23 protein-coding genes and 2 tRNA genes are annotated in these 20866 nt (G+C 46.9%); 12 read left to right on the forward strand and 13 right to left on the reverse strand.

Annotation, left to right across the window (positions count from 1 at the left end; genetic code table 11):
- Window position 1 precedes the first annotated feature (1 nt).
- The gene (locus tag ACRYI5_RS04045) at window positions 2-1363 is read left to right on the forward strand and encodes a MurT ligase domain-containing protein (RefSeq protein WP_448224370.1); all 1362 of its coding nucleotides are present in this window, start codon (window positions 2-4) and stop codon (window positions 1361-1363) included.
- On the forward strand, window positions 1363-2070 hold the full coding sequence (locus tag ACRYI5_RS04050; protein ID WP_407880594.1) for a type 1 glutamine amidotransferase: 708 nt from the start codon (window positions 1363-1365) through the stop codon (window positions 2068-2070). The genes ACRYI5_RS04045 and ACRYI5_RS04050 overlap by 1 nt, the downstream gene beginning before the upstream one ends.
- Before the next feature lie 84 nt (window positions 2071-2154).
- On the opposite strand, the gene manA is transcribed toward ACRYI5_RS04050, so the two are convergent.
- Together manA and ACRYI5_RS04060 are read right to left on the reverse strand one after the other, a co-directional pair.
- Window positions 2155-3120: a mannose-6-phosphate isomerase, class I gene (gene manA, locus ACRYI5_RS04055; RefSeq protein WP_448224371.1), complete on the reverse strand. Its 966-nt coding sequence runs from the start codon at window positions 3118-3120 to the stop codon at window positions 2155-2157.
- 75 nt (window positions 3121-3195) lie between these two features.
- Window positions 3196-4203 carry a serine hydrolase domain-containing protein gene (locus ACRYI5_RS04060; RefSeq protein ID WP_448224372.1) on the reverse strand — a complete coding sequence of 336 codons (1008 nt, stop codon included), beginning with the start codon at window positions 4201-4203 and terminating at the stop codon, window positions 3196-3198.
- 115 nt (window positions 4204-4318) lie between these two features.
- Here ACRYI5_RS04060 and ACRYI5_RS04065 point away from each other — a divergent pair, with 115 nt between their 5' ends.
- The 8 genes from ACRYI5_RS04065 (at window position 4319) to ACRYI5_RS04100 (ending at window position 8951) form a co-directional block, all read left to right on the forward strand.
- A complete protein-coding gene (locus ACRYI5_RS04065; RefSeq protein ID WP_407880598.1) occupies window positions 4319-4525 on the forward strand; it encodes a hypothetical protein in 207 nt (68 codons plus the stop codon).
- A 34-nt stretch (window positions 4526-4559) separates the two neighbouring features.
- Entirely contained in the window at window positions 4560-5555 is a 996-nt protein-coding gene (locus ACRYI5_RS04070) for a LacI family DNA-binding transcriptional regulator (RefSeq protein ID WP_448224373.1), read from the forward strand.
- Between the two features lie 371 nt (window positions 5556-5926).
- Window positions 5927-6799 carry a fructokinase ScrK gene (scrK, locus tag ACRYI5_RS04075; protein WP_448224374.1) on the forward strand — a complete coding sequence of 291 codons (873 nt, stop codon included), beginning with the start codon at window positions 5927-5929 and terminating at the stop codon, window positions 6797-6799.
- 30 nt (window positions 6800-6829) lie between these two features.
- Window positions 6830-7606 carry a fructose permease gene (locus ACRYI5_RS04080; protein WP_448224375.1) on the forward strand — a complete coding sequence of 259 codons (777 nt, stop codon included), beginning with the start codon at window positions 6830-6832 and terminating at the stop codon, window positions 7604-7606.
- A gap of 30 nt (window positions 7607-7636) precedes the next feature.
- Window positions 7637-8029, forward strand: coding sequence for a VOC family protein (locus ACRYI5_RS04085; RefSeq protein WP_448224376.1), 393 nt, complete (start codon window positions 7637-7639; stop codon window positions 8027-8029).
- Between the two features lie 103 nt (window positions 8030-8132).
- Window positions 8133-8579: a universal stress protein gene (locus ACRYI5_RS04090; RefSeq protein ID WP_407880607.1), complete on the forward strand. Its 447-nt coding sequence runs from the start codon at window positions 8133-8135 to the stop codon at window positions 8577-8579.
- Between the two features lie 173 nt (window positions 8580-8752).
- A tRNA-Glu gene (locus ACRYI5_RS04095) sits at window positions 8753-8825 on the forward strand.
- A 53-nt stretch (window positions 8826-8878) separates the two neighbouring features.
- Window positions 8879-8951 (forward strand) — tRNA-Gln (locus tag ACRYI5_RS04100).
- 641 nt (window positions 8952-9592) lie between these two features.
- On the opposite strand, the gene ACRYI5_RS04105 is transcribed toward ACRYI5_RS04100, so the two are convergent.
- The 7 genes from ACRYI5_RS04105 to ACRYI5_RS04135 all read right to left on the reverse strand — a co-directional run bounded on the left by ACRYI5_RS04105 (window position 9593) and on the right by ACRYI5_RS04135 (window position 13880).
- Window positions 9593-9805, reverse strand: a complete 213-nt coding sequence (locus ACRYI5_RS04105; RefSeq protein ID WP_448224377.1) for a DUF3781 domain-containing protein — start codon at window positions 9803-9805, stop codon at window positions 9593-9595.
- Window positions 9806-9912: 107 nt separating this feature from the next.
- Window positions 9913-10368: a hypothetical protein gene (locus ACRYI5_RS04110; protein WP_448224378.1), complete on the reverse strand. Its 456-nt coding sequence runs from the start codon at window positions 10366-10368 to the stop codon at window positions 9913-9915.
- A gap of 595 nt (window positions 10369-10963) precedes the next feature.
- Complete coding sequence (locus ACRYI5_RS04115; protein ID WP_448224379.1) at window positions 10964-11239, reverse strand: glycosyltransferase; 276 nt, start codon at window positions 11237-11239, stop codon at window positions 10964-10966.
- Window positions 11190-11600 (reverse strand): VOC family protein, encoded by a 411-nt coding sequence (locus ACRYI5_RS04120; RefSeq protein ID WP_448224380.1) that lies wholly within the window; start codon window positions 11598-11600, stop codon window positions 11190-11192. The genes ACRYI5_RS04115 and ACRYI5_RS04120 overlap by 50 nt, the downstream gene beginning before the upstream one ends.
- A 92-nt stretch (window positions 11601-11692) precedes the next feature.
- On the reverse strand, window positions 11693-12727 hold the full coding sequence (locus ACRYI5_RS04125) for a hypothetical protein (protein ID WP_448224381.1): 1035 nt from the start codon (window positions 12725-12727) through the stop codon (window positions 11693-11695).
- Window positions 12728-12858: 131 nt separating this feature from the next.
- Window positions 12859-13545 carry a type 1 glutamine amidotransferase domain-containing protein gene (locus ACRYI5_RS04130; RefSeq protein WP_448224382.1) on the reverse strand — a complete coding sequence of 229 codons (687 nt, stop codon included), beginning with the start codon at window positions 13543-13545 and terminating at the stop codon, window positions 12859-12861.
- Entirely contained in the window at window positions 13542-13880 is a 339-nt protein-coding gene (locus ACRYI5_RS04135) for an ArsR/SmtB family transcription factor (protein WP_448224383.1), read from the reverse strand. The genes ACRYI5_RS04130 and ACRYI5_RS04135 overlap by 4 nt, the downstream gene beginning before the upstream one ends.
- Window positions 13881-14184: 304 nt before the next feature.
- Between ACRYI5_RS04135 and ACRYI5_RS04140 the strand changes: the two genes are divergently transcribed.
- Window positions 14185-14754, forward strand: coding sequence for a TMEM175 family protein (locus tag ACRYI5_RS04140; RefSeq protein ID WP_407880619.1), 570 nt, complete (start codon window positions 14185-14187; stop codon window positions 14752-14754).
- Between the two features lie 50 nt (window positions 14755-14804).
- On the opposite strand, the gene ACRYI5_RS04145 is transcribed toward ACRYI5_RS04140, so the two are convergent.
- The 4 genes from ACRYI5_RS04145 to ACRYI5_RS04160 all read right to left on the reverse strand — a co-directional run bounded on the left by ACRYI5_RS04145 (window position 14805) and on the right by ACRYI5_RS04160 (window position 19263).
- Window positions 14805-15143: a hypothetical protein gene (locus ACRYI5_RS04145; protein ID WP_448224384.1), complete on the reverse strand. Its 339-nt coding sequence runs from the start codon at window positions 15141-15143 to the stop codon at window positions 14805-14807.
- A 118-nt stretch (window positions 15144-15261) separates the two neighbouring features.
- Window positions 15262-15921 (reverse strand): hypothetical protein, encoded by a 660-nt coding sequence (locus ACRYI5_RS04150; protein WP_448224385.1) that lies wholly within the window; start codon window positions 15919-15921, stop codon window positions 15262-15264.
- Window positions 15922-16165: 244 nt separating this feature from the next.
- Complete coding sequence (locus ACRYI5_RS04155) at window positions 16166-17503, reverse strand: dihydrolipoyl dehydrogenase family protein (RefSeq protein ID WP_448224386.1); 1338 nt, start codon at window positions 17501-17503, stop codon at window positions 16166-16168.
- 173 nt (window positions 17504-17676) lie between these two features.
- Window positions 17677-19263 (reverse strand): hypothetical protein, encoded by a 1587-nt coding sequence (locus ACRYI5_RS04160; protein WP_448224387.1) that lies wholly within the window; start codon window positions 19261-19263, stop codon window positions 17677-17679.
- Between the two features lie 232 nt (window positions 19264-19495).
- On the opposite strand from ACRYI5_RS04160, the gene ACRYI5_RS04165 reads away from it, so the two are divergent.
- Complete coding sequence (locus tag ACRYI5_RS04165) at window positions 19496-20851, forward strand: hypothetical protein (RefSeq protein WP_448224388.1); 1356 nt, start codon at window positions 19496-19498, stop codon at window positions 20849-20851.
- Window positions 20852-20866 lie beyond the last annotated feature (15 nt).

Consider the following 20866-nt stretch of genomic DNA (forward strand, 5'->3'; position numbering starts at 1 on the left):
CATGTCATTACGAAGCGGGATCGCCACAGCAGTTGGCAAATCTTCATACTGGTTTTTACACACGTTTCTCCACGGCGGGTCCTCACTACCTGGTAAGCTAGCGACCCGCATCGACCCCGAGCTCCTAAAGACGCTCGGCAAAAATTATGATGTTATCGTGATCACGGGTACCAACGGGAAGACCCTAACCACGGCACTAACCGTGCGGGTCCTCCGCGAAAAGTACGATGATGTGTTAACCAACCCAACTGGTTCAAACATGGAACAAGGTATCGTCGGCACCTTTCTGCACGCTAAACGGGCTCACGGCTCACGGCCACTGGCCGTTTTAGAAGTTGATGAAGCCAACGTCATTAAGGTCACACAGTACATTAAGCCGATCGCCTTTGTCTTCACCAACATTTTCCGGGACCAAATGGACCGTTACGGGGAAATCTACACGACGTACAAAAAAATCCTTGATGGGGTCAAACTGGCACCGGAAGCAACCATCATCGCTAACGGTGACGCTCAGTTGTTTAATTCTGTTGACCTCCCAAACCCAAAGATTTTTTACGGGTTTAACCACCTTCCAAAGGGTGACATGTTAGCCCCAACAAACACGGATGGGATCCTTTGTCCCAACTGTGAACACGTCTTGCACTACCACTTCATGACCTACGGAAACCTTGGGGACTACTTCTGTCCTAACTGTGGCTTCGAGCGGCCCGCATTAACCTATGCGGTCACAAAGCTTGGGGCAATGACCCCAACCTCATCCGCGTTCGACCTTGATGGCGAATCATTTAACATTGGCATCGGTGGCTTGTATAATATCTACAACGCCCTCGCTGCTTACGCAGTTGGTCGGTTCTTGGACGTTAGCCCTGCACAAATTCGCGCCGCCTTTACCAGCGACGAACGGGTCTTTGGCCGTCAGGAAGTTGTCCACGTCGGTAATAAAGACGTTACCCTCATTCTGATCAAGAACCCCGTTGGCGTGAACCAAGTCATCGACATGATTTTGACGGAACCAGCTGACTTTTCATTTGTCGGTCTGTTAAACGCTAACTATGCGGATGGGATCGATACGAGCTGGATCTGGGACGGCGAGTTTGAAAAGCTGGGGGCTGCCGGTCAAGGTGAGCATCCGAAGATCAAGGCGTTTATGACTGGTGGTGAACGTTACAAAGACATCACCTTCCGGCTTCAAGTTGCTGGTGTCGATCACCCGCTGACCGAACCAGATCTTGGTGAAGTCACGAAGAAGATCCAGCAATTGCCGACGGATAAAGTTTATGTTTTAGCAACGTACACCGCAATTTTGCAACTCCGGAAACTGTGGGCCAGTGAAGGCCTCATTAAAGAAGGGATGGGTGCTTAATGGCAGCTTACGAATTAACTATCGCCCATTTATACGGCGATTTGATGAATACGTATGGCGACGTTGGTAACATTCTCGCCATGAACTACTATGCAAAACAAATGAACGTCACCATTCACACAGAGTTAGTCAGCTTGGGCGACACGTTTGATCCCGCAGCCACCGACATTATTTTCTTCGGTGGTGGTCAGGACTTTGAACAAACGATCGTAGCGCGTGACCTCCCGTCAAAAGCCGCTGCAATCACTGATTTCATTGAGGACGGTGGTCCTACATTAGCCATCTGTGGTGGTTTTCAGTTGCTCGGTCAGTACTACATTGGCGCTGACGGCGAACGCATCATGGGAACGAAATCCATGAGTCACTACACCACTAACCAAAAGGATCACCGGTTCATCGGGGACACCATCATCAAGGATGACCAAACCGGTGAAACGTACCATGGGTTTGAAAACCACCAGGGGATGACTTTCCTTGGCGATGACGAAGCCCCACTGGGTGTTGTTTCCGAAGGTGCTGGTAACAACGGTGCTGATGGCACCGAGGGTGTTCACTACAAAAACGTTTATGGCACCTACTTCCACGGACCGATTTTGACCCGTAACGGTGACATCGCTAAACACCTGCTTGTGGCCGCCTTAAGACGCAAGTATCCAGAGCAAGACTTCAGTGAACAGGATGCCATGGTTATTCCAGCAACCTTTTAATCACATTTATGTAAATTAAAGCAGCCCCTTTCCGTTTTCTGGAAAGGGGCTGCTTTTTACGTTCATTTTCTGACTAAACTGACGTTAGGCCTGTTGTCCGGGTTCACTGGCAATAATTTGCACATCGCCGCGCACTGTCCATTCCTTAACGTCAAACGGCAAGATAAAGTGCATCCCCTTCGTCAACGTGTATGGTGTTTCACCAGGAACCAGTAATTCGCCACGTCCATTGAGAACGGAGGCCAACGTATATGGCGCCTTGCCACGTGTAAAGTGCAGTTCGTCACCGTTTGTCTTCCATTCGTAAACAGCAAAGAAATCAGACGACACAAACTTTTTAATGACCGCGTCACCCACCACCGTTTTTTCCACAGCTAGCTTAGGGTCAACATGTGGCACCGTTGTGACGTCAATACTTTGTTGTTTATGGAGTGGCCGTTTCCGGCCCTTAGCGTCCTCACGATCCCAATCATACACACGGTATGTGGTGTCAGAACTTTGCTGGGTCTCTAAAACCATGACGCCGGCTCCGAGGGCGTGGATCGTTCCACTTGGCACGTAGAAGAAGTCCCCGGCTTTAACCGGAACCGTTCGGAACAGCTTGTCCCACTGATCATGCTCGATCCAATCGGCCAATTCCGCTCTGGTCGTTGCATTATGTCCGTAATAAAGCTTGGCACCAGGTTCCGCCGCAATCACGTACCAGCATTCCGTCTTCCCCAATTCATGTTCATGTGCCTCAGCATATGCATTATCTGGATGAACCTGGACGGAAAGATCCTCGTGGGCATCCAAAATCTTGGTCAGCAGTGGGAAAACATCCCCCGTGGCGTTACCAAACACATCGCGGCGGGTTGCCCAGATCGTGTCTAACGACTGCCCCTTAAATTCTCCGTTAACGATGGTTGCCGGGCCATGGGGATGTGCCGAAATGGCCCACGCTTCCCCGGTGTGGTCCGTTGGAATTTCATAGCCAAACCGGTCATGAAGGCCCGTTCCGCCCCAAATTTTTTCATGAAACACCGGAATCATAAACATTGGTTCAGTCATTATGTGCACTCCTTCTTCACTTTGTAAGCCGTTACATTACGGTTAATAGTGTAGCACAGTGCTTGACCGCCTAAACTATTTTTCACTCACTTCATCCAAAAACGTTCGGTAGAGTTTGGGACGCCGTTCAATAAACCGGTGATTTTGTTGCGTTGGGTGCACCCGGTTGGTCAGTAACACAAGGCCTTGGTGCGTCATCCGGTCCAAGATCAAAATGGTTCCCGTAAAACCCGTGTGAAAGGACACCAGATGATCCGGCGTGCTTGCAGCCAGTAAGTTCCACCCAAGTGATCGGCCGAGGTTGCGGTGCGGCGTTTGGTCCGTCGCCAATAGGTCACGGGTTGCAGGTGTCAGCACACAATCATCCTCACCCAAAAACCACCGTGCAAACGTTGTTAGATCCGCTAACGAGGCAAAAAGCCCGGCGGACCCACAGTGCTGTCCCAAAATGGCCGCTTTCGGATCATGCACCCGGCCACGCAGTACCCCGGTGGGCGTTAACGTTGTTGGCACGCACAGGGCTGGCGCTGGTGTAAAGGTTGCCGTTGTCATGCCTAGCGGTTCTAAGACGGTTTGTGTCATAATTGTTTGGACAGGTTGCTGATAAACAGCCTCCAGGACCCAACCAATAAAAATCAGACCAATGTCCGTATAATGATCACGGACTTCAAACGTCTCACCCACCGGCAGCTTTAGGAGGGCCGCCGTTAATTGATCCGCTGGCAGTTCGTTTCGGTGGGGAATGTAACCAGCAATGGCGGACGTGTGCGTCAATAAGTCACGGAGCGTTACCCGGTCGTCATGCCACGCAGGAACAAACCGGGACAATGGCTCATCAACGGTCAAAACGTGTTGTTCAACGAGATGCATTAACGCCGTCGTGGTCCCCACCACCTTCGTCAAGGAAGCCACATCATACAGCATTCCGGCAGTCAATGGCGTCACTTCAGGCCACCAAGAGGCATTTCCCACCGTATGGGTCATCACGTCCTCACCATCGATTAGGGCATAGCTTGCCCCGGGCATAATGTGTTGTTCGACCAACGCGTTTATTAATCGCTGTGTTTTTTGATACTGTCGCATGGTTACCCTCCTGGACTTCGTTATTCTAAGTGTAGCAATCATCCACAGCAAGAAACGCTTCATGTCTAAAAGTTACCCTTTTTTACGATTCTAACTCATGTTTGGAGGTTTACCCATGTCACAAAAAGCACTGCATGATCATCTCGACCAGGTTCGCCAACGCTTTGTGATTGCCACCGTCCTGGCCATCTTGCTCCTCATCATTCGCTTAATGACCCCATCAATCATCGTTATTATCGCGTTTTGGGCCTGCGGGGCCTACCTTGCCATCCTCTTTGCCATCTGGCTTTGGCTCGAGTGGCAACTGTTAGTTCACCATTAATGCCACTCACCATCATCCAAAGAAAGGTCGCTTCATGGCTAAACACGTTACGTTAGCAGACATTGCTGCTCACACTGGCCTTGCGCCGTCGACAGTCTCACGCGCACTTCATAACAGTTCTCGGGTCACGGCGGCCACACGCCGTCACGTTCAAGCGGTGGCTAAAGAACTCCACTATCAACCAAACGTCCTGGCACAAAGCATCCGAAACCAGCGCACCAATACGGTTGGCGTTGTCATCAGTAACATTTTAAATCCTTACTTCACCGAAGTCCTCCGTGGCATTAGTGATGAACTTCTCCGGGCAAACACCCACATGATTCTGTTTAACACAGACGAACAGCCGGAAAAGGAAACGCGGATCTTACAGTCGTTGACCGGGCAAATGGTGGATGGTCTCATCATTGTTAGCACCGGCGGCATCGCCAATTATGACGCGCTTACCCAGGCGGCCCCCACCGTTTTTGTGGATCGGGTCCCAAACGCCGCCTCCATTGCCCGCTATGACGCCGTGTTAACCGATAACGTCCCGGCAGCAACCGCATTAACCACCCGCTTACTCGACGCTGGTACATCAAGGCTGGGCTTCATCGGCAGTGCCGTTGCCTTTTCGGCTGCCGAACGCGAAACCGGCTATCGTACTGCCCTTAAAAATCACGGCCTTTCCGTCAAAAGAAATTTGATTCGTCACACGGACTACACCCCAGAGACAACCGCCCGGATCGTTAATGAGCTCCGCCAAACTGAACATGTGGACGGCCTTGTCATCGCAGATAGCGTCATTTTGGGCCAGGTGTTGAAGACCCTCACCGCGTCTACACATCAAGCGGCTCCACTTCAACTCGGTACATTTGATTACCTCGCATGGTTTGACTATCTTAATGTTGATTTGATTGCTGCCCAACAATCAACCTACCAGCTCGGTCACGTCGCGGTCACCACCCTTTTCGATCGCATCGCGCATCCAGAGGCCCCCGTTTCAACAACCCGGTTCCCCGTGACGTTTCATGAACACCATCCCAATCACTAAATCCATTCGATCGTTACCCTGCTTATCAGGGGAACGGTTTTTTTATTTAATGACAGTCACCCCCTGTTCCATCAGGACTTTACATCAATTTATGAAACATCCGCCATTGTTTTCATGCGTGCCAAGTCAGTTTCAAAGACAAACGTTTGTCTTCTGCCTTTTCACCACACAGCTACTTTCATAAAACGACGACGACTTTCCGTTAACCCTCACCACACCAGGGATTACGGGCTTTCTTCACAAAGTGACTCGACACGTCAAATTTCTCATAACCCATTGTTCTGCCACTAGTCTCGCCGTAGGATAAATTATGTAATCGCTTACAAAAAACACAAAATAAAAACTTACGCACCATGAAAGGACACGTCGCCATGTTATTAGGAAGCATTGAAGCTGGAGGAACTAAATTTGTTTGCGCCGTCGGGGATGAAAATTACCGGACGAAGGACATAATTAATTTTCCCACCACAACACCAGAAGAAACGCTCAAACGCACCATCGACTACTTCAAACAGTTTGATATTGAAGCTTTAAGCGTTGCATCATTCGGCCCCATCGAACTTCGGCGAAACGATCCTCACTACGGGTACATCACTAACACGCCAAAACCGGGTTGGGCAGACACTGATTTCATTGGTGCCTTGAAGGACGCCTTTGACATCCCCATGTACTGGACAACGGACGTTAATGGATCTGCGTACGGCGAATACGTCATGGCAACGCTGACCAACGAACGGGTTAATTCCCTGGTGTACTACACCATTGGGACCGGTGTTGGCGCTGGCGCCATCATCAACGGGGATTTCGTCGGTGAACTGGGGCACCCCGAAATGGGCCACGTTCGCCTCAAACGCCATCCAGATGACCTGGACTTCGCCGGTATCTGTCCATTTCACGGTGACTGTTTAGAAGGCCTGGTTGCGGGGCCAACATTTGACGTGCGGACGGGAAAACCCGGCAAGAACGTTCCACTGACTGATCATGTGTGGGATATCATGGCCTATTACGTTGCCCAAGCTGCCATTCAAGTCACCTTAACGTTGCGGCCCGGCAAGATTATTTTTGGCGGTGGTGTCGTTAGTGACGCCTTCTTGGATAAGGTTCGGGCCCAATTTACCGACCTGCTGAATGATTATGTGGCCGTTGGCGACCTCAACGACTACATCACAATGCCAGCTATTAAGCACAACGGTTCCGCCACCTTGGGAAACTTTGCGCTGGCCCTTAGAGAACTTCAGGCCTAACCTCATCGTCACTAAGAAAGGACTCCACTCATGAAACAAACACATCAATCTGGCCGCTCCATCTCAATGGTCAGTGCCATCGGTTTCTTTGTTTTATCACTCGTCATTAACGCCGCCGGAAACGTGCTCACGCTTGTGACCAGCGCTAAGATTCACCCATCGTTTATGGGCTCAGCCTACTGGACGGCTGCCGAGGTCAACCTTGGTAACGCCATTCACTGGAACCTTTTCTGGGCCTTCCTTATTTTTGGGATGTTGACCACCGTTTTAAACGCCATCTTGGTTGGTAAATGGGAATGGTGGCGGGCCCTTGGTAACCTGATTTTCATGGTGCCGTTTTCCGCACTGATTCAAGTATTTGCTGACTTCTTTAATGGTGTTTACGCAAACATCTTTACCGGGCTCTCAACTGCGCACGGCATTGGCATGACCAGTCTGTACGTCATTTTAAACTTCTTGGGCGTTGTCCTCATCGCCATCGCCATCTCTCTTTACCAACGCGTCAACCTCGTGTTGCACCCCGCAGATGATTTAATGCAAATCCTCCGCTTCAAGTACTGTCATGGGAACGCCAACGTTGCGATGTGGGCCTCATACATTCCACCAACCCTAATGGCCATCATCGCCTTTGCCATCACCCGGCAGTTTACAAACTTTGGCCTTGGCACCCTCTTTGCCTTCCTGTTTCAGGGCGGCATTACTGGTTTGGCTGATCGCTATGTTTTCCCTCACCTTAAACATCAAGCCGTTGATGTTGGGACTGAAACAACGACAACGACGCCTGTCACCCCAGCTCACCAAGGCTAACACCACGCCATTAATGAAAGGATCTTTCTCATGAAAATTGCTGATTCGATTACCGATGTTCAACACATTGGGGTTCCCACCACTGACCTCCCCGGCACCATCGCTTTTTGGACCACCCTGGGCTTCACAAAAAGCGGCCAGTTCGCTAACGGTGACGGTCAGGTTGCATTCATGCAACTTAACCACCTTGTCATTGAAACATGGACCATGCCCACAACACCCATGGTGGCTGGCGCCATCAATCACATTTCGATAAACAGTACGGATATCGACGCCTCCTTTGCCGCAGTGAAGGAAGCCGGCTTAACCTTAACTGATCAAACGGTGCAAGCCCTCCCCTTCTGGGACCACGGCATCCGCTATTTCAACATTCAGGGCCCCAACGGCGAAATCGTTGAATTTTGCCAAATCTTGACAGCATAGATACCGTTTCGTTTGAGAAGCAGATAACCATCGCTTTAACATGCATTCGTGGTATAAATGATTTAGAGGTTTAATACATCATTTTGAAACGGAGGCTATTTCCATGTCATTCACACCTAAACGTATTTTAGTGCCAACCGACGAATCAGATAACGCCAAATTGGCACTCGCAGAAGCCGTGTCCATCGCAAAACTTACCGATGCAGAAGTCTACCTGCTTGAAGTCGTTGCGCCCTTGTACTCGGCCCCCCAATACCCCGTGGAAGATCTTGCCGGACAAGTCACAGAGCACGCAAAGGCCTATACCCAACGTTTGGCTGAAAAGACCATTGCCGAGACCGGATTCACTAAGATCAAGTCGCTCGTCAGTTCTGGGATTCCAAAGCCAACCATTGCAAAGACCATTCCGGAAAAGTATGAAATTGATTTAATTGTGATTGGTGCAACCGGAACAAACGCGTTTGAACGGGCCCTTCTTGGCTCAACAACGGGTTATGTAGTTCGAAACGCCACCGTTAACGTCATGGTGGTTAAAGATCCAGAAGCATAATTGCATAAGCGGCGACCTTGTCATTATGGGCAAGGTCGCCGTTTTTTAATGCCTCAGCAATGATTTAGTGCGGCAGTTCTTCCGGTAAAAGAATTATTTTCACTAAATGACGGTTTTATCCTGAAATAGCGTTGACAATTTTTGTCAGTACCGTATACTTAATTAAGTAAATTTGCCCCATGGTCAAATTGGTTAAGACGTCGCCCTCTCAAGGCGGAGTTCCGGGTTCGATCCCCGGTGGGGTGATTTGAAGTCACCCGGGCGTTTGCTTGGCAGATTTACGACTTTAAATGAATTATTGGGTATTAGCCAAATTGGTAAGGCAGCGGACTCTGAATCCGTAATGTACTGGTTCGAATCCAGTATACCCAATTGATAAGTTCTATGAGGTTGTCTCAGTGCTGTTATATCAGCATTGAGACGTTTTTTATTTAAGAATGAGTTGGTCCACAAAATTCGATAATAGACCGTTCCTATTATATTAACGTGCTTATTTAGCCAATTTTTCATCGTGTTTAATCAAAAAAGGATGTCCTCGAGTGACATCCCCAAATATAAGTTATTGCCTAACAGGCAAAACCTGATATAATATCGCCATAGAAAGGTAGCGAGTGTGTACGGCACTTACTACCCGCTGGGATAAGTGTTATTGGGTAAAGCTAATCGCTAAATGCGGTTAGCTTTTTTTATTATGTCGTACGTCTTGGCAAACAAAACCGTTGCCTTGGCGAGGACATAGACGGACACAGCAAGCTGTATCACATCCCCACAAACTCCTTAATCTGAGTGTCATCAGTCCTCACCCCTTTACTAGGAAGTGGATGAAGATGAGGACGAGTAACACTGGACCAGCTAGGACGCCAGCAAGTAATGAGCTGACTGAACGTCTGTAAAATTCATTTTACCCAAGTTGGTGGTTAGACGCTACACATTCATACAAGTTTCTCTCACTCGTGAAAAAGCATTAGCCTCTACAGCAGCCAGTACCACATAGCAAAAGACTAGTATTGCGTTTAGTTATTTTCAATATATTTATTCACTGTAATTACTCGATAGTTATTTGCATTGATCGTGATTTCGATTTTTGCAGATCCGTTATAAACATAATAGTTTTTCCCGTGTCGCTCGATCTTGTCAGAACTCAGTACACTTTTTCTAACAAGCTCCTCAATCTGTTTTCTATCCAATTCAGCATTTAACTTCTTAATTAACCCTTCCGTAAACAAGTTCTGTATAACAAATCTCTTTCACAATCTTATTTGCCAATTGAATATCGGAATCATCTTTCATAAATCTTTGGACCTCCGACTTATATTCCCCAACTAAGCTATCCCTATATACCGTAGTTGCGGGCGACTTTCGTTAGTAAATCTCGTTCGCTTAGTTTTTTAGTTAACTCGTCTAAATCTGGTGCGGCAATCCAATCACTAGTTTCCTTTAGAGCCGTGCCATATTTAACACACTGAATGATCATGTCAGCACTTACATACATATTGTGGGCATAACCTGGTGTCGTCGTGAAATAGTCACCAGCTGAATACCGTTTAAAAATCGGGACGTGATCGACCAACTCAACAAATACGATCCACCCCGTTTGAACAATAAACATCTCATGAACGGCTTGGTGCTTATGGCTATTCTGCCATGCCCCTGTGGCTGTTCCTTCCGTCCGGATATAACTCGTTCCATCCGCAAATTGTAGTCGAAAGCGCAACTCACCATTATCCATCTTTTGATGATGAGAGAAGACCCCGTACGAAGCGGCTTGATTGTCAGTAATGTCTTCCATGTTTTTCCTCCAGCTGATTGATTCAACACTTTAAAGAATCCGTTTAAACGATGGAACAAGTCCATTGCCTAACGCCACGGAAAGGTAGCAAGTGCCTCTGATCGCTTACTACCCGCTGGGATAGGGGTTAAATCGTTTGCTAATCACCTTTGCGGTTAACTTTTTTATTATCTGATCCCCTTGAGCAATGTTCTGGCCATTAGATAAACGGACATCCCATTCCAGCTAGGACGCCAGCAAGCAATGAGCTGTCCGAACGTCTGTAAGTTCATTTTAACGAATCTCGTGGGCACGCGACAGACATTCATAAAAATTTATCTTGATCATTAAAAAGGTTAGCCAAATTTGCTTTTGATTCTAGGCAATGGCCTGTTCTCAGTATTTAACTGAGCGCAGGTCTTTTTGGTTCACTAAAAAACGACCTGATTTCGGTTGAATACCGCATCAGGTCGTTATTTAAAGGTTATTTGGTCCCGTGTTTTACCAGTTGGTAAAACGGTTCAACCGACTATAATTCTAGCAAATCTTTCCACTTATCTAGAATTTTATCTGCACTGAACCGGCTTCACTCAGTATAGCTCGTTTCCGATAAGGTTTATAGTGATTCATCGTCCTCACTGCTTTGATGGCACAAATAGCCATTTTGGCCATCTCTGATCAGTTCCTCTGGGCCATAAGAATATCGATAACTGAGAGCTGGAACACCGTGCCCCATTGCCTCAATTATTGACAGGGGTTCAGTATCGACTTGACTTAAACTGATCAAAATTTGCGATTGATGTTTTTTAATTAGCACCTGGTTTTCAAACCATGGCAATCGCTTAATTGACCATGTCAACATCCATCCACGTTGGCTCCAATTGATTCCCATCAGGATCAACAACTTCTAAGCCAAACATTTGCTCTTCTGGCATCCCCGTATCAACGTGGAAGTAATGGCCACCGTTTGCCTGGGCCGCGTTCGCAAAGGCCCGGACTTCATCGGCACTATCCATGCTCAAGGAGATAAGCGCACCACTTGTCGTCTTACCGTCAATGATGTTCTTTTCACCAATGAATTTCTTGTAAAAGTCCGGTGTTAACAGCTCAAACATAATCGTTTCGTCCCAGACCATCGTGCTTGCAAACTCACTTGAAAACGTTGGATTGCGTTTAAATCCCAACGCTTCATAGAAACTAATGGACCGTGCTAAATCTGTAACTGGCAAATTAACAAAAATCATTTTTGGCATCATGGACACTTCCTTTCATTAATACCGTCAAACTATCATACATCAATCTCGCCATCAATTAATTTGTCCGATTCAAAGACAATTAATCGTCCCTAAACGTCAGCAGCCTCGCTCGTCTTCCGACGCTCACGCCTGAACTGCTTCCAAGCCCGGTAATAGAGCGTTGCCTGGCAACCGATGATCACCATAAAAATCACCGCCATTAGGACAGTAGAACCCATCCAAATCATCCCGATCATTAACACCATCAGCCAGTAGCCCATCATTAGCCCCCAATAAACTAACCGCTTCAACCGCGTTACCCATCCACGTTTGGTCGGCTTCAAAAGGAACCGTCCTAAATACGCTAAGATGATCAAGTTTATTTGAAGGAACAAACATAGACTTAGGGCTACGCCGATTTGGCTTAGCAAATTGAAAATCATCATTCCAATAATCATGCCAACCAGCATCAGCCATAGTCCTATGGTGAATTGTTTTCGCGGTGGTTGTGCACCATAACGCGTCATTGCCGGCTTCAACGTCAGCCGTTTAAAAAATTGATGTAAACGTGGGCCCCACTGATCCATCAGCACGTGGCGATCATTCGCAAGTTTAGAACTCAACAAATAGCCCGCCTGCAAAATAAAATTCACAATCATGCCTGCCAGCGCCAGATTTTTCCACACCAAGTTAACGCTTTTCCTCGCAACACCACCTTCATCAAGGTACACAAAGGGATCTGTTTGCATCGCCAACATAACCACCCAAAGCAAGGTGAAACCAATGATACAGTAATTTAGCCCGGCTTGTCGTTTTAACGTTGACGCCGTTTGAAACGGTAAACTCACCGCGCCTAACGGGACAATAAAAAGCAACAAGTACAGACCAAAGCTTAACAATACATACCAAAAGTAGGCCCCATTAAAAAGATAAAATCGGCCCATCTGATCCATTCCGAACACGCCAGTTGCAAGGAACAAGGCACCCATCCAGAACCGCTGTTTTTTCATCCATGAACCAAAGTCAACTCCGAAACGCGTCAGTTGTTCAGACCGACTTACCACGCCACTAATCACGTCGATGCACAGCCAGGCCACCAGTGCACATAAAAAGGGAAGGAGAATAAGGCTTAAAAATAGAAGCATGATTGACTACCTAATTTCCATTGAATTTACCATAACAATCCTTAACACTCACTAGTCTACCTGATTTTTCTTGGCCTAACAGGATCGAGTTAATAATCTTTTTAAATCTCGGTATAAAGTAATCATTAGCATTAATTTAACTGACCTACTGCATTCAGGAACAATTTGGCCACAGACCGAACAGAAAATGGGTTCTGGCCCGTAATGAGCCGGTCGTCTTGCACAGCATAATCAGCATAAAACCACTTTTGCTTAAAGGTTGCATTACGACTCACGGCCATGTCGCGATTCAAAAATGGCACAACTTTCCGTTTACCAGCAATCAATTCTTCCGTGGCGGTGAAGCCCGTAATCGTCTTACCTGAGATTACATTTTGTCCGTGCTCATCCTTAATGTTAAAAAGGCCTGCGATTCCATGACACACGGACATCACATAACCATTATTTTTATAAATAGCGGCGGCAAGTGCCTGTAACTCGGGATTGTCCGGAAAGTCCCACATCACCCCGTGACCACCGGTATAGTAGATTGCCACGTAGTCATCAGGATCAACGGCTGCCGGTGCTAGCGTATTTTTCAATCCCCGTTCAATAAAATCATCATCCTCATAAATGCCCATAATGCTCGTGTCAACGTACTTCATGCTCCGTGGATCCAACGGGACGAACCCGCCAAGCGGACTCACATAATCAACGGCCACACCGGCCTTTTGCATTTCATCAACGAACTCCGCACTTTCGCCTAGCCACAGACCGGTCGGTTCGTTCACCGCCCCGTACTGCTGCGTGTTTGTTTCCACAACCAAGACTTTTTTCATTTGTCTGCTTCTCCATTTGTTGTCATCGCCTGCACAACGTCATTGAGCAGGTGCTGTAATTTTTCAATTTCTGTCGTTTCATGCACAAAGTAATAGAAGTTTTTCGTTCCCTTAGTCCGATAGTCAATGATTTTAGCGGCCCGGAGGATCCTTAAGTGATACGAAACCGCTGGTCGCGATAATCCGGTAACCTTCGTTAAATCACTTACTTGCAGCCCTTCACACGTTGTTGCTTGCAACAGACTAATAATAATTTTCTGGCGTTTTTCATCCCCAAGTGCGGTTAGAAACGGCCCGGAAGCATCGAAGTCCGTACTTAAATGACCCTCAATCATGTTATTGCTCACCACCATCCGTTTGGATTTTTAAACCATTAAACATCACTTCTCCTTTTGTTTCAAGTGAAACCACCTCACTGAGCCATGATTTGGCGCATTAAATAAGTTATTGTGCCCTCTATCATGAATAGAGGTTATCAGTTTCACACGACCTGCTTATTAGTCTTACGCCATCTTGCCCCCCGTATTCCCCATCCATCACTCAACATTTCAGTGACAGAAACCACTAGCAGGCTTAAGATGACCATGACGTTTATATGACGCGTCGTGGTCTTTTTTATCTTAATAAGGGAGCCAGTTTATGTTTAAAAATTCGTTGGAGCGAACCCGTGCGCTTTCAGACGGGATTTTTGCCGTTGTCTTAACCATTATGGTGCTCAACATTCAGGTGCCACATGCCTTAACCAGCACCGCCTTGCAGGTGCTTGCCCGTCAAATTATTATTTACTTGGTGAGCTTTTCAGTCGTTTGTCAATACTGGCTCTTTCACCAAGAAATTTTCACGCAGCTAACAAAGCTTCCCAACCCACTCCTTGTCACGAACCTCTATTATTTAGCTGCCATCGCTCTCATTCCATTTACCACTGCCTGGTTCAACGGCTACCCGCTGTCACAATTAGTGGTCTTCTTTTTCTCGCTAGTCCTAGTGATCGTTAACTTCTTACAGTATCGGCTGTTCCGCTTGGTCATTCGTCATTATGATCAGCTATCGGCCCATGATCATGAGGAACTTTTATCGGCCAAAATTCAATTATGGGGCAGTGTTGGCTATTGGCTCATCGGTAGTTGCTGGCCGGTGACCCTCCTCCCCCTGATTATTTTAAGCATGGGGACCCGGGTGCTTGTAGCAAAAATCAAACGGTCCGTTTAACGGCAATGAAAAAGCAGTTTCTGAGTTTAAAAAATCTCAGAAACTGCTTTTTACTTTACTGGTGCGTACGTTGTCACGCCATACCGGTGACTCACTGTCAGCTTAACGCGGTCGCCAGCCTTAAACTTTAGTTGTTGATCTGGATTGGTTTTAAACCGAAGCGTGCGCTTTGCCCCGTGATGACTAGCATCTACTGCCCGATATTCATAACCCGTTCCCGTCACGCTCCCTGGTAATGAAACCGGAAAGGAACTTACCGGCTTTCCGACCACCCTTACGGTGTGCACCGTGCCGCCATACCGAAAGCTCATCAGCGCTTGATTAGCCCCGACAATCAGAAGTAGCAACAAAAGGCCAATTGCAAGCGTCCCCCGGTCAATCTGTTTCATCTTCAAATCCCCCCACTTTTTCTCTGAACCAATTATACCCGTTAACCACCGGTTCATTCATAAGTTTCAGTGAGCTTTAGCTTTTATTTAAGTGATGGCTTCCGATCATCCCCACCGTTTACTGATTCGTTTCATTCAACTTAGCCGCGTCCGTTGGGTCCCCAACTTCTTTGACTGCCCGTTTGATTAACGTTTGAACCGTCTTACTTGCCTCTTCGTCACTCATCCCGCCGGCCTTCAACAGTGCAATCTGGTCCGTCCCAAACGTAGTGGACAGCTTTCGATATTCATCCTGATGCGCATCGAGTGCCTGCCGCGTTTCAGTAATGTTATTTGCGTTAAAGTCCTTTAAATTCGTAATCCAGTGGTCTTGATCTGTTCGTAATTGTTGATAATCCGTCGTGTATTTTTCAACCGTTTTTGACGGTAACTTTAGCTCACCGATTACTTTCAAATCCGCCGCATCCGTCTTTTGAGCGGCCGCTTGTGGTTCAATCAGGACTTTTTGTGTATACTCCTGCACCTCGGCAACGGTATCTGCGTTCATCCCCTCCTGAACGTTATAACCAATGTTACCGATGTAATTATCATAAAATGCCAACGACAACTCCAACTGGTACATCCGCTCCTTCAAGTTGGTCATTTGTTTCGTGGACAGCTTCTTTGTTGCCGTGGTTGGGTTATGTTGTGCTGCTGCCTGATGCCCACTCACTTGCGCATGACACCCAGCTAAAAGCACCGTTGAAACAACCCCAATTACAATTAAGCCCCGCTTCATCTAATCATTCTCCCCCGTTAACCGTCAGCCTTCGATGACGATTGTTCTGTAAATTTACCATTTAAATAAATTAATTTATTAAGTATAAATTATTAAATATTTCCCGTCTATGGTTTCACCTAATTTGATCAAACTTTGTTGAATAATTCACTAGTTCAGGTTAACCATCACGATTTCATTTTCCACAAAAAAACTAGTTTTCCCAATCACTAAGGAAAACTAGTCTCAACACTCACTTTAAGCTTTAAATGGCCGCCCACGTATCAGATGCTAACGTTGGGAACAGGTAAACTAACCGTGCCAATTCCTCCGGACCAAAATGAAATTCAATGGCTGGTAATAACGTATTGATGGCTTCCGCCGCATGTGCACTCATTTCAGTAGCCCCAATGATGTGGTGCGTTTCGTCATACACCAACACGTTATCACCCATTGTTTCTGAATCCACCTGCCGGAACCATGACTTTGGTAAGTGGTTTTCGTGAACTTGCATGCCATCGTGATCAGCCGCCGTTTCCGGAGAAACGCCAGCCCGGGCAATTTGTGGTGATGTGAAAACGACAGATGGAATTACCGGATAGGTGATGGCAGCGTCACTGTCACCAGCAAATTGATGCATTAAGTACAGTGATTCGAACACCGCAGTCGGTGTCAGCTTGGGCTGTTGCTTATCAATCACATCCCCAGAAGCGTAGATGCTCGGAATATTTGTTTGCAGGTGATCGTTCACCACAATGCCGTTTGTATTCGTTACAACGCCAACAGCCTCTAGTCCTAAGCCCGCTACGTTTGGAATCCGCCCGGTTGCATCCAGCACCCAGTCAGTCGTGAGCGTATTTTCGTCACCGTAGTGGACAGCAATCTCCGTGCCTGCTTGTGTCAACGCACTGACCTTAGCGTCCGTTACAAAGGTAACCCCACGTTGCTTAAGGTCGGCGACAACCTGCTCAACAAACGGCTGGTGGAATGCGCGCAACGCCTGATGACCGTGAAGCAATACGGTCACATCGCTGCCCGCTGCATTCGCAATGGTCGCAAACTCCATCCCAATGTACCCGCCGCCGAGGATGACGATGTGTTTTGGTAGCTCCGTGAGCTCTAAAAAGTCGTCACTAGTGTGGGCTAGATTTGCCCCGGGAACAGCCACACGATGAGGGGTTAACCCCGTTGCCACAACAATTTTTTCTGCCGTATACGTTTGTTCATCAACGCGAACCTGATGGGCCCCGGTGACCACACCACGACCCGTGATGAGTGTCACACCAGCCTGATTAAGCAACCCGGTGATCATGTCTGGCAACCCGTCAATCACCGCGTGCTTATGGGCCATGTTAGCCGCCCAGTTGATTGTTAAGTCACCGTTCACGATGTCCCCCATTCGCTCACGATACCGGGTTAAGTCGACAGGTGCATCGAGGGTGATTTTTGCGTTACAACCGCGATTGGGACACGTTCCCCCAACTAGTCCGGCTTCGATGACCCCAACCCGTTTACCGCGGCTAGCTAACGGAATTGCGCCGTCAAACGTTCCGTGACCACTACCGACATACAAGACATCAAAATCAAACACTTCTTCTGTCATCATTTTCCCTCCATCGTCATCAACTAACCAGCTTGAAACTAACCTTTATGCTAGGCGCTTTTATGCCGATGAACAATTTATTAGCTTGATAATGGTCGCACAATTTAATAAAAAGTGGTCACCGATGAATATCTCGTTGGTGACCACTGACATCTTTTATCATGCATTTTCCGCTATCGTGCTTTTAATAAAACATACTGCTCATCATGCAGACCAACAATTGAGGCACCGGATACACCATCAAACAAGGGACTTCGTGACGAACCAACTTTTACGATTCGATAATTTTTAAGAATATCCTTGGGAATGAACTGTTTTAATGATTGACGATCGGCAAGATTGAACTGATTTTTATTTCCCCATGTTAAGGTCCACACAACATATTTAGCCCGCTTATGAGCTACCGTGTCCCGCTCACTTTGGCTCTGTGCTGGATACTTCGTGATTGATAAATTTGTATGCTCAAAATAATACTGATCGTGGACCACGTTTGTAAAACGAGAAATCCCCATATCAACGCCGTTATAATACAAAACACGAACTGGTTTTGTCTCATGTTTTGAAATATATGCACCAAAATCTGCCGCTGCAAAGGGTTGATTCGACCAAATATATGGACCACTTAACGCAATTCGATTACCAAATGCTGGCAGCATTAACACGGTGATTCCGACCGCGATTAACCACAATCGTTTATTTTGTAACTGATCACCGATAACCATTAATGCCGGGGCTACCAGTACCATTCCAAGCCCAACTGTAATTAAAAATACATAAGGGTCAGTGCGAAGTGACCAGTAGGAAAGAATTAAATTAACGCCAATAACTGCTACTGTAGTTCCTACTAATGGTCGATGTTCTTTTGAGAAAAACAGTAAAACAACGGCGGCCGCAACAAAAAGTGCAAATCCATACGGGTGCGCCATCACATTCCGATGAATAGCTGTAGCCATTTCCCACAAACGCTCCCGTTTACCACCTGCAGGCGAAGCATACGCCGTCATATTAACGGTAAAGTACACGTGAATTAACGCGTTCAATCCGTGAACAACTGCGAAATAACCTAAGATAATCCCTGAAACTAAGCTCGCGCCAACAGTAAAACTAATTGCAGTCTGCCACCAGATTCGCCATTGCTTACGTGCCCACGCAACTACAGTAAATAAAACAATTAGAGCAATCCACGTTCCAACTAAGGTATATTTTGTCCAAAAAACAACGGCAAAGCTAACCCCTAACATAACACCACTACGAACTTCTAGTTTTCCTAATTTAAAGTAGCGAAGGCCCAGATAAAGGGCCCATAAAATCCAAAAGAGCATTAATTCTTCCGGACTACCACCATCCTCAAAGCTAAAGGAACCAAGAAGAAGCAGCGGCAATGTCAAACTTATCCCACTAGCCGCTTCAGTTGAAACCGTTGGTGCAAACAATCGGAGAATTTTCCTTGACCAATACCAAATGCCATATAAATTGAGACATTCAATAACAAACAAGCCAAAATAACCACGAGATGAAATAACATTGGCAATTAAATAATATAAATATAGAATTGGTCCGCGCTGTTCAAAAATGTCACGCAACGGGACATGGCCCTGTAACCACGCTTGCCCCAGCGTTAACATTGCATTCGTATCAACCCACTGATTTCCTTTATAGAGTGGGCTACTGTGAACATACACTAAACTCGCCAAAATAATAACCAGCAATGGAATGACATAGTTAACCCACTGGCGTTGCCGACTAGTCATTTTACTCATAACATAAATTCTCCGCTTTCTTTTACTAAATGACACTATCCCATTACAAACTTGTTTGTTAGCAATCCTTTAAAGTATAGCATACGATTTTTAGCCAAAATGCCTTTATTAGCCATTCTTTGATCGCTACCGCGTGTGAATTGGTTCAAACTAACGCATATCCACTAATTACTGGTACACTAAGTGTGTTTATTTATTCGCATCGATCATTATCCATTAAAGGAGCACAGCCATGAAGCCCACCCCAAATACCCTTGGTTTCATCCTTTCATATGGTGCCCTAAACAGCATTGCAAACCTTGGCGTGTTATTGCCCTACCTGTTCATTCTCCTCGCCTATAATCAGCTTCATTCAACAGCATTGTTAATTGGTCTGCTCACCATCTACACAACCCGGGCCGTCTCTTTTTTTGGGGGTCTCCACCTTCGCCTAAAGTCGAGCCAGTACCTTCTCCTGAACCTTCTTTGTGGTCTTCTGGGGGCCCTTATTTATATGATTGCACCCAGCACCACGCTCTGGCTCATCATTGGTGGGTTGCCACTTGGTTACAGTGCCGCCACGTTATGGCCCTACTTTTTAACCATCAAGCTACACGCCACCACGTACGGCACGTTTGCACCGAAGCCCTATCACTGGTTCATTTTTCTACTTAGTCTTGGCGGCGTTATTGGCATTGACTTGCTTCATCCCATCCTTCACCTTGCATTTGGGGCGCTTGCAATTCTGTACGCAGCCGCCTTACCTAGTGCCATTCGCCTCGTCTATAACCTTGCTCCTGTGTATCAACAGGCTGACCTTCATGCAGATCAACGGCCGCGCATGTGGCGGTTGGTTCCCCTCCTCTTTTTTGCTGGGATCATTGCAAGTTTAGCGTTGGCCCGCAAACAGTCCGTTGGCGGCTACCTGTATCCATTACTAATTGCGCTCATTTTGATTGCGTTTGTGATGACGCTCCGCGAATTGCTGTTGGACACGAAACTTCTGGCTGACATTGACATTCGCCTTGTCTTCCGGGGCTTTCTCCTAAACTTTGTCCTCTTTTACGCCACCTTTTATGGCGGTTTATTCTGGGGAACCCATGCACCACTCGTCATCTTTAGTACTTATTTGATTGGTTTTCAGATTGGCCCCCGGTTACCAAAGTGGTTCCCCGTCCTGATCGATCATCGGCAATTGTTAGATCGGTGGTGGCCGTTATCAGCAACCCTCCTCATTATCCTGAATCAACCGTGGACGTTTGTTCTGGGGATTCTCTTACTCTCCCTGTACGTCGGCTTTCTCAATCCCTACTTTAATAATGACCTGTACTTCAAAAGTGGCCTCAGTAAGGACGTTGCCCTCTTTTATAAGTACCGGTTGTCCGCATATGGCAGTCAGTTATTTCAACTCTGTTTTTTCGCCCTCCTATTAACGTTTGGTGTTACCCAACACTTCTCAATCATTATGTTCTTCAAATTGACGCCCACGCTCGCCACTGCCCTTCATCACAGCACCATCGGCCCGCTAAACGATCTCATTGACGGGTTGTTACTCATTGGGTGGGGCGTGGCTAACTGGCGTCTTCGCCGCTCATCATCCACCAAGTAATTTTTGAAACGGAGT

It is taken from the genome of Furfurilactobacillus sp. WILCCON 0119, assembly GCF_053471565.1.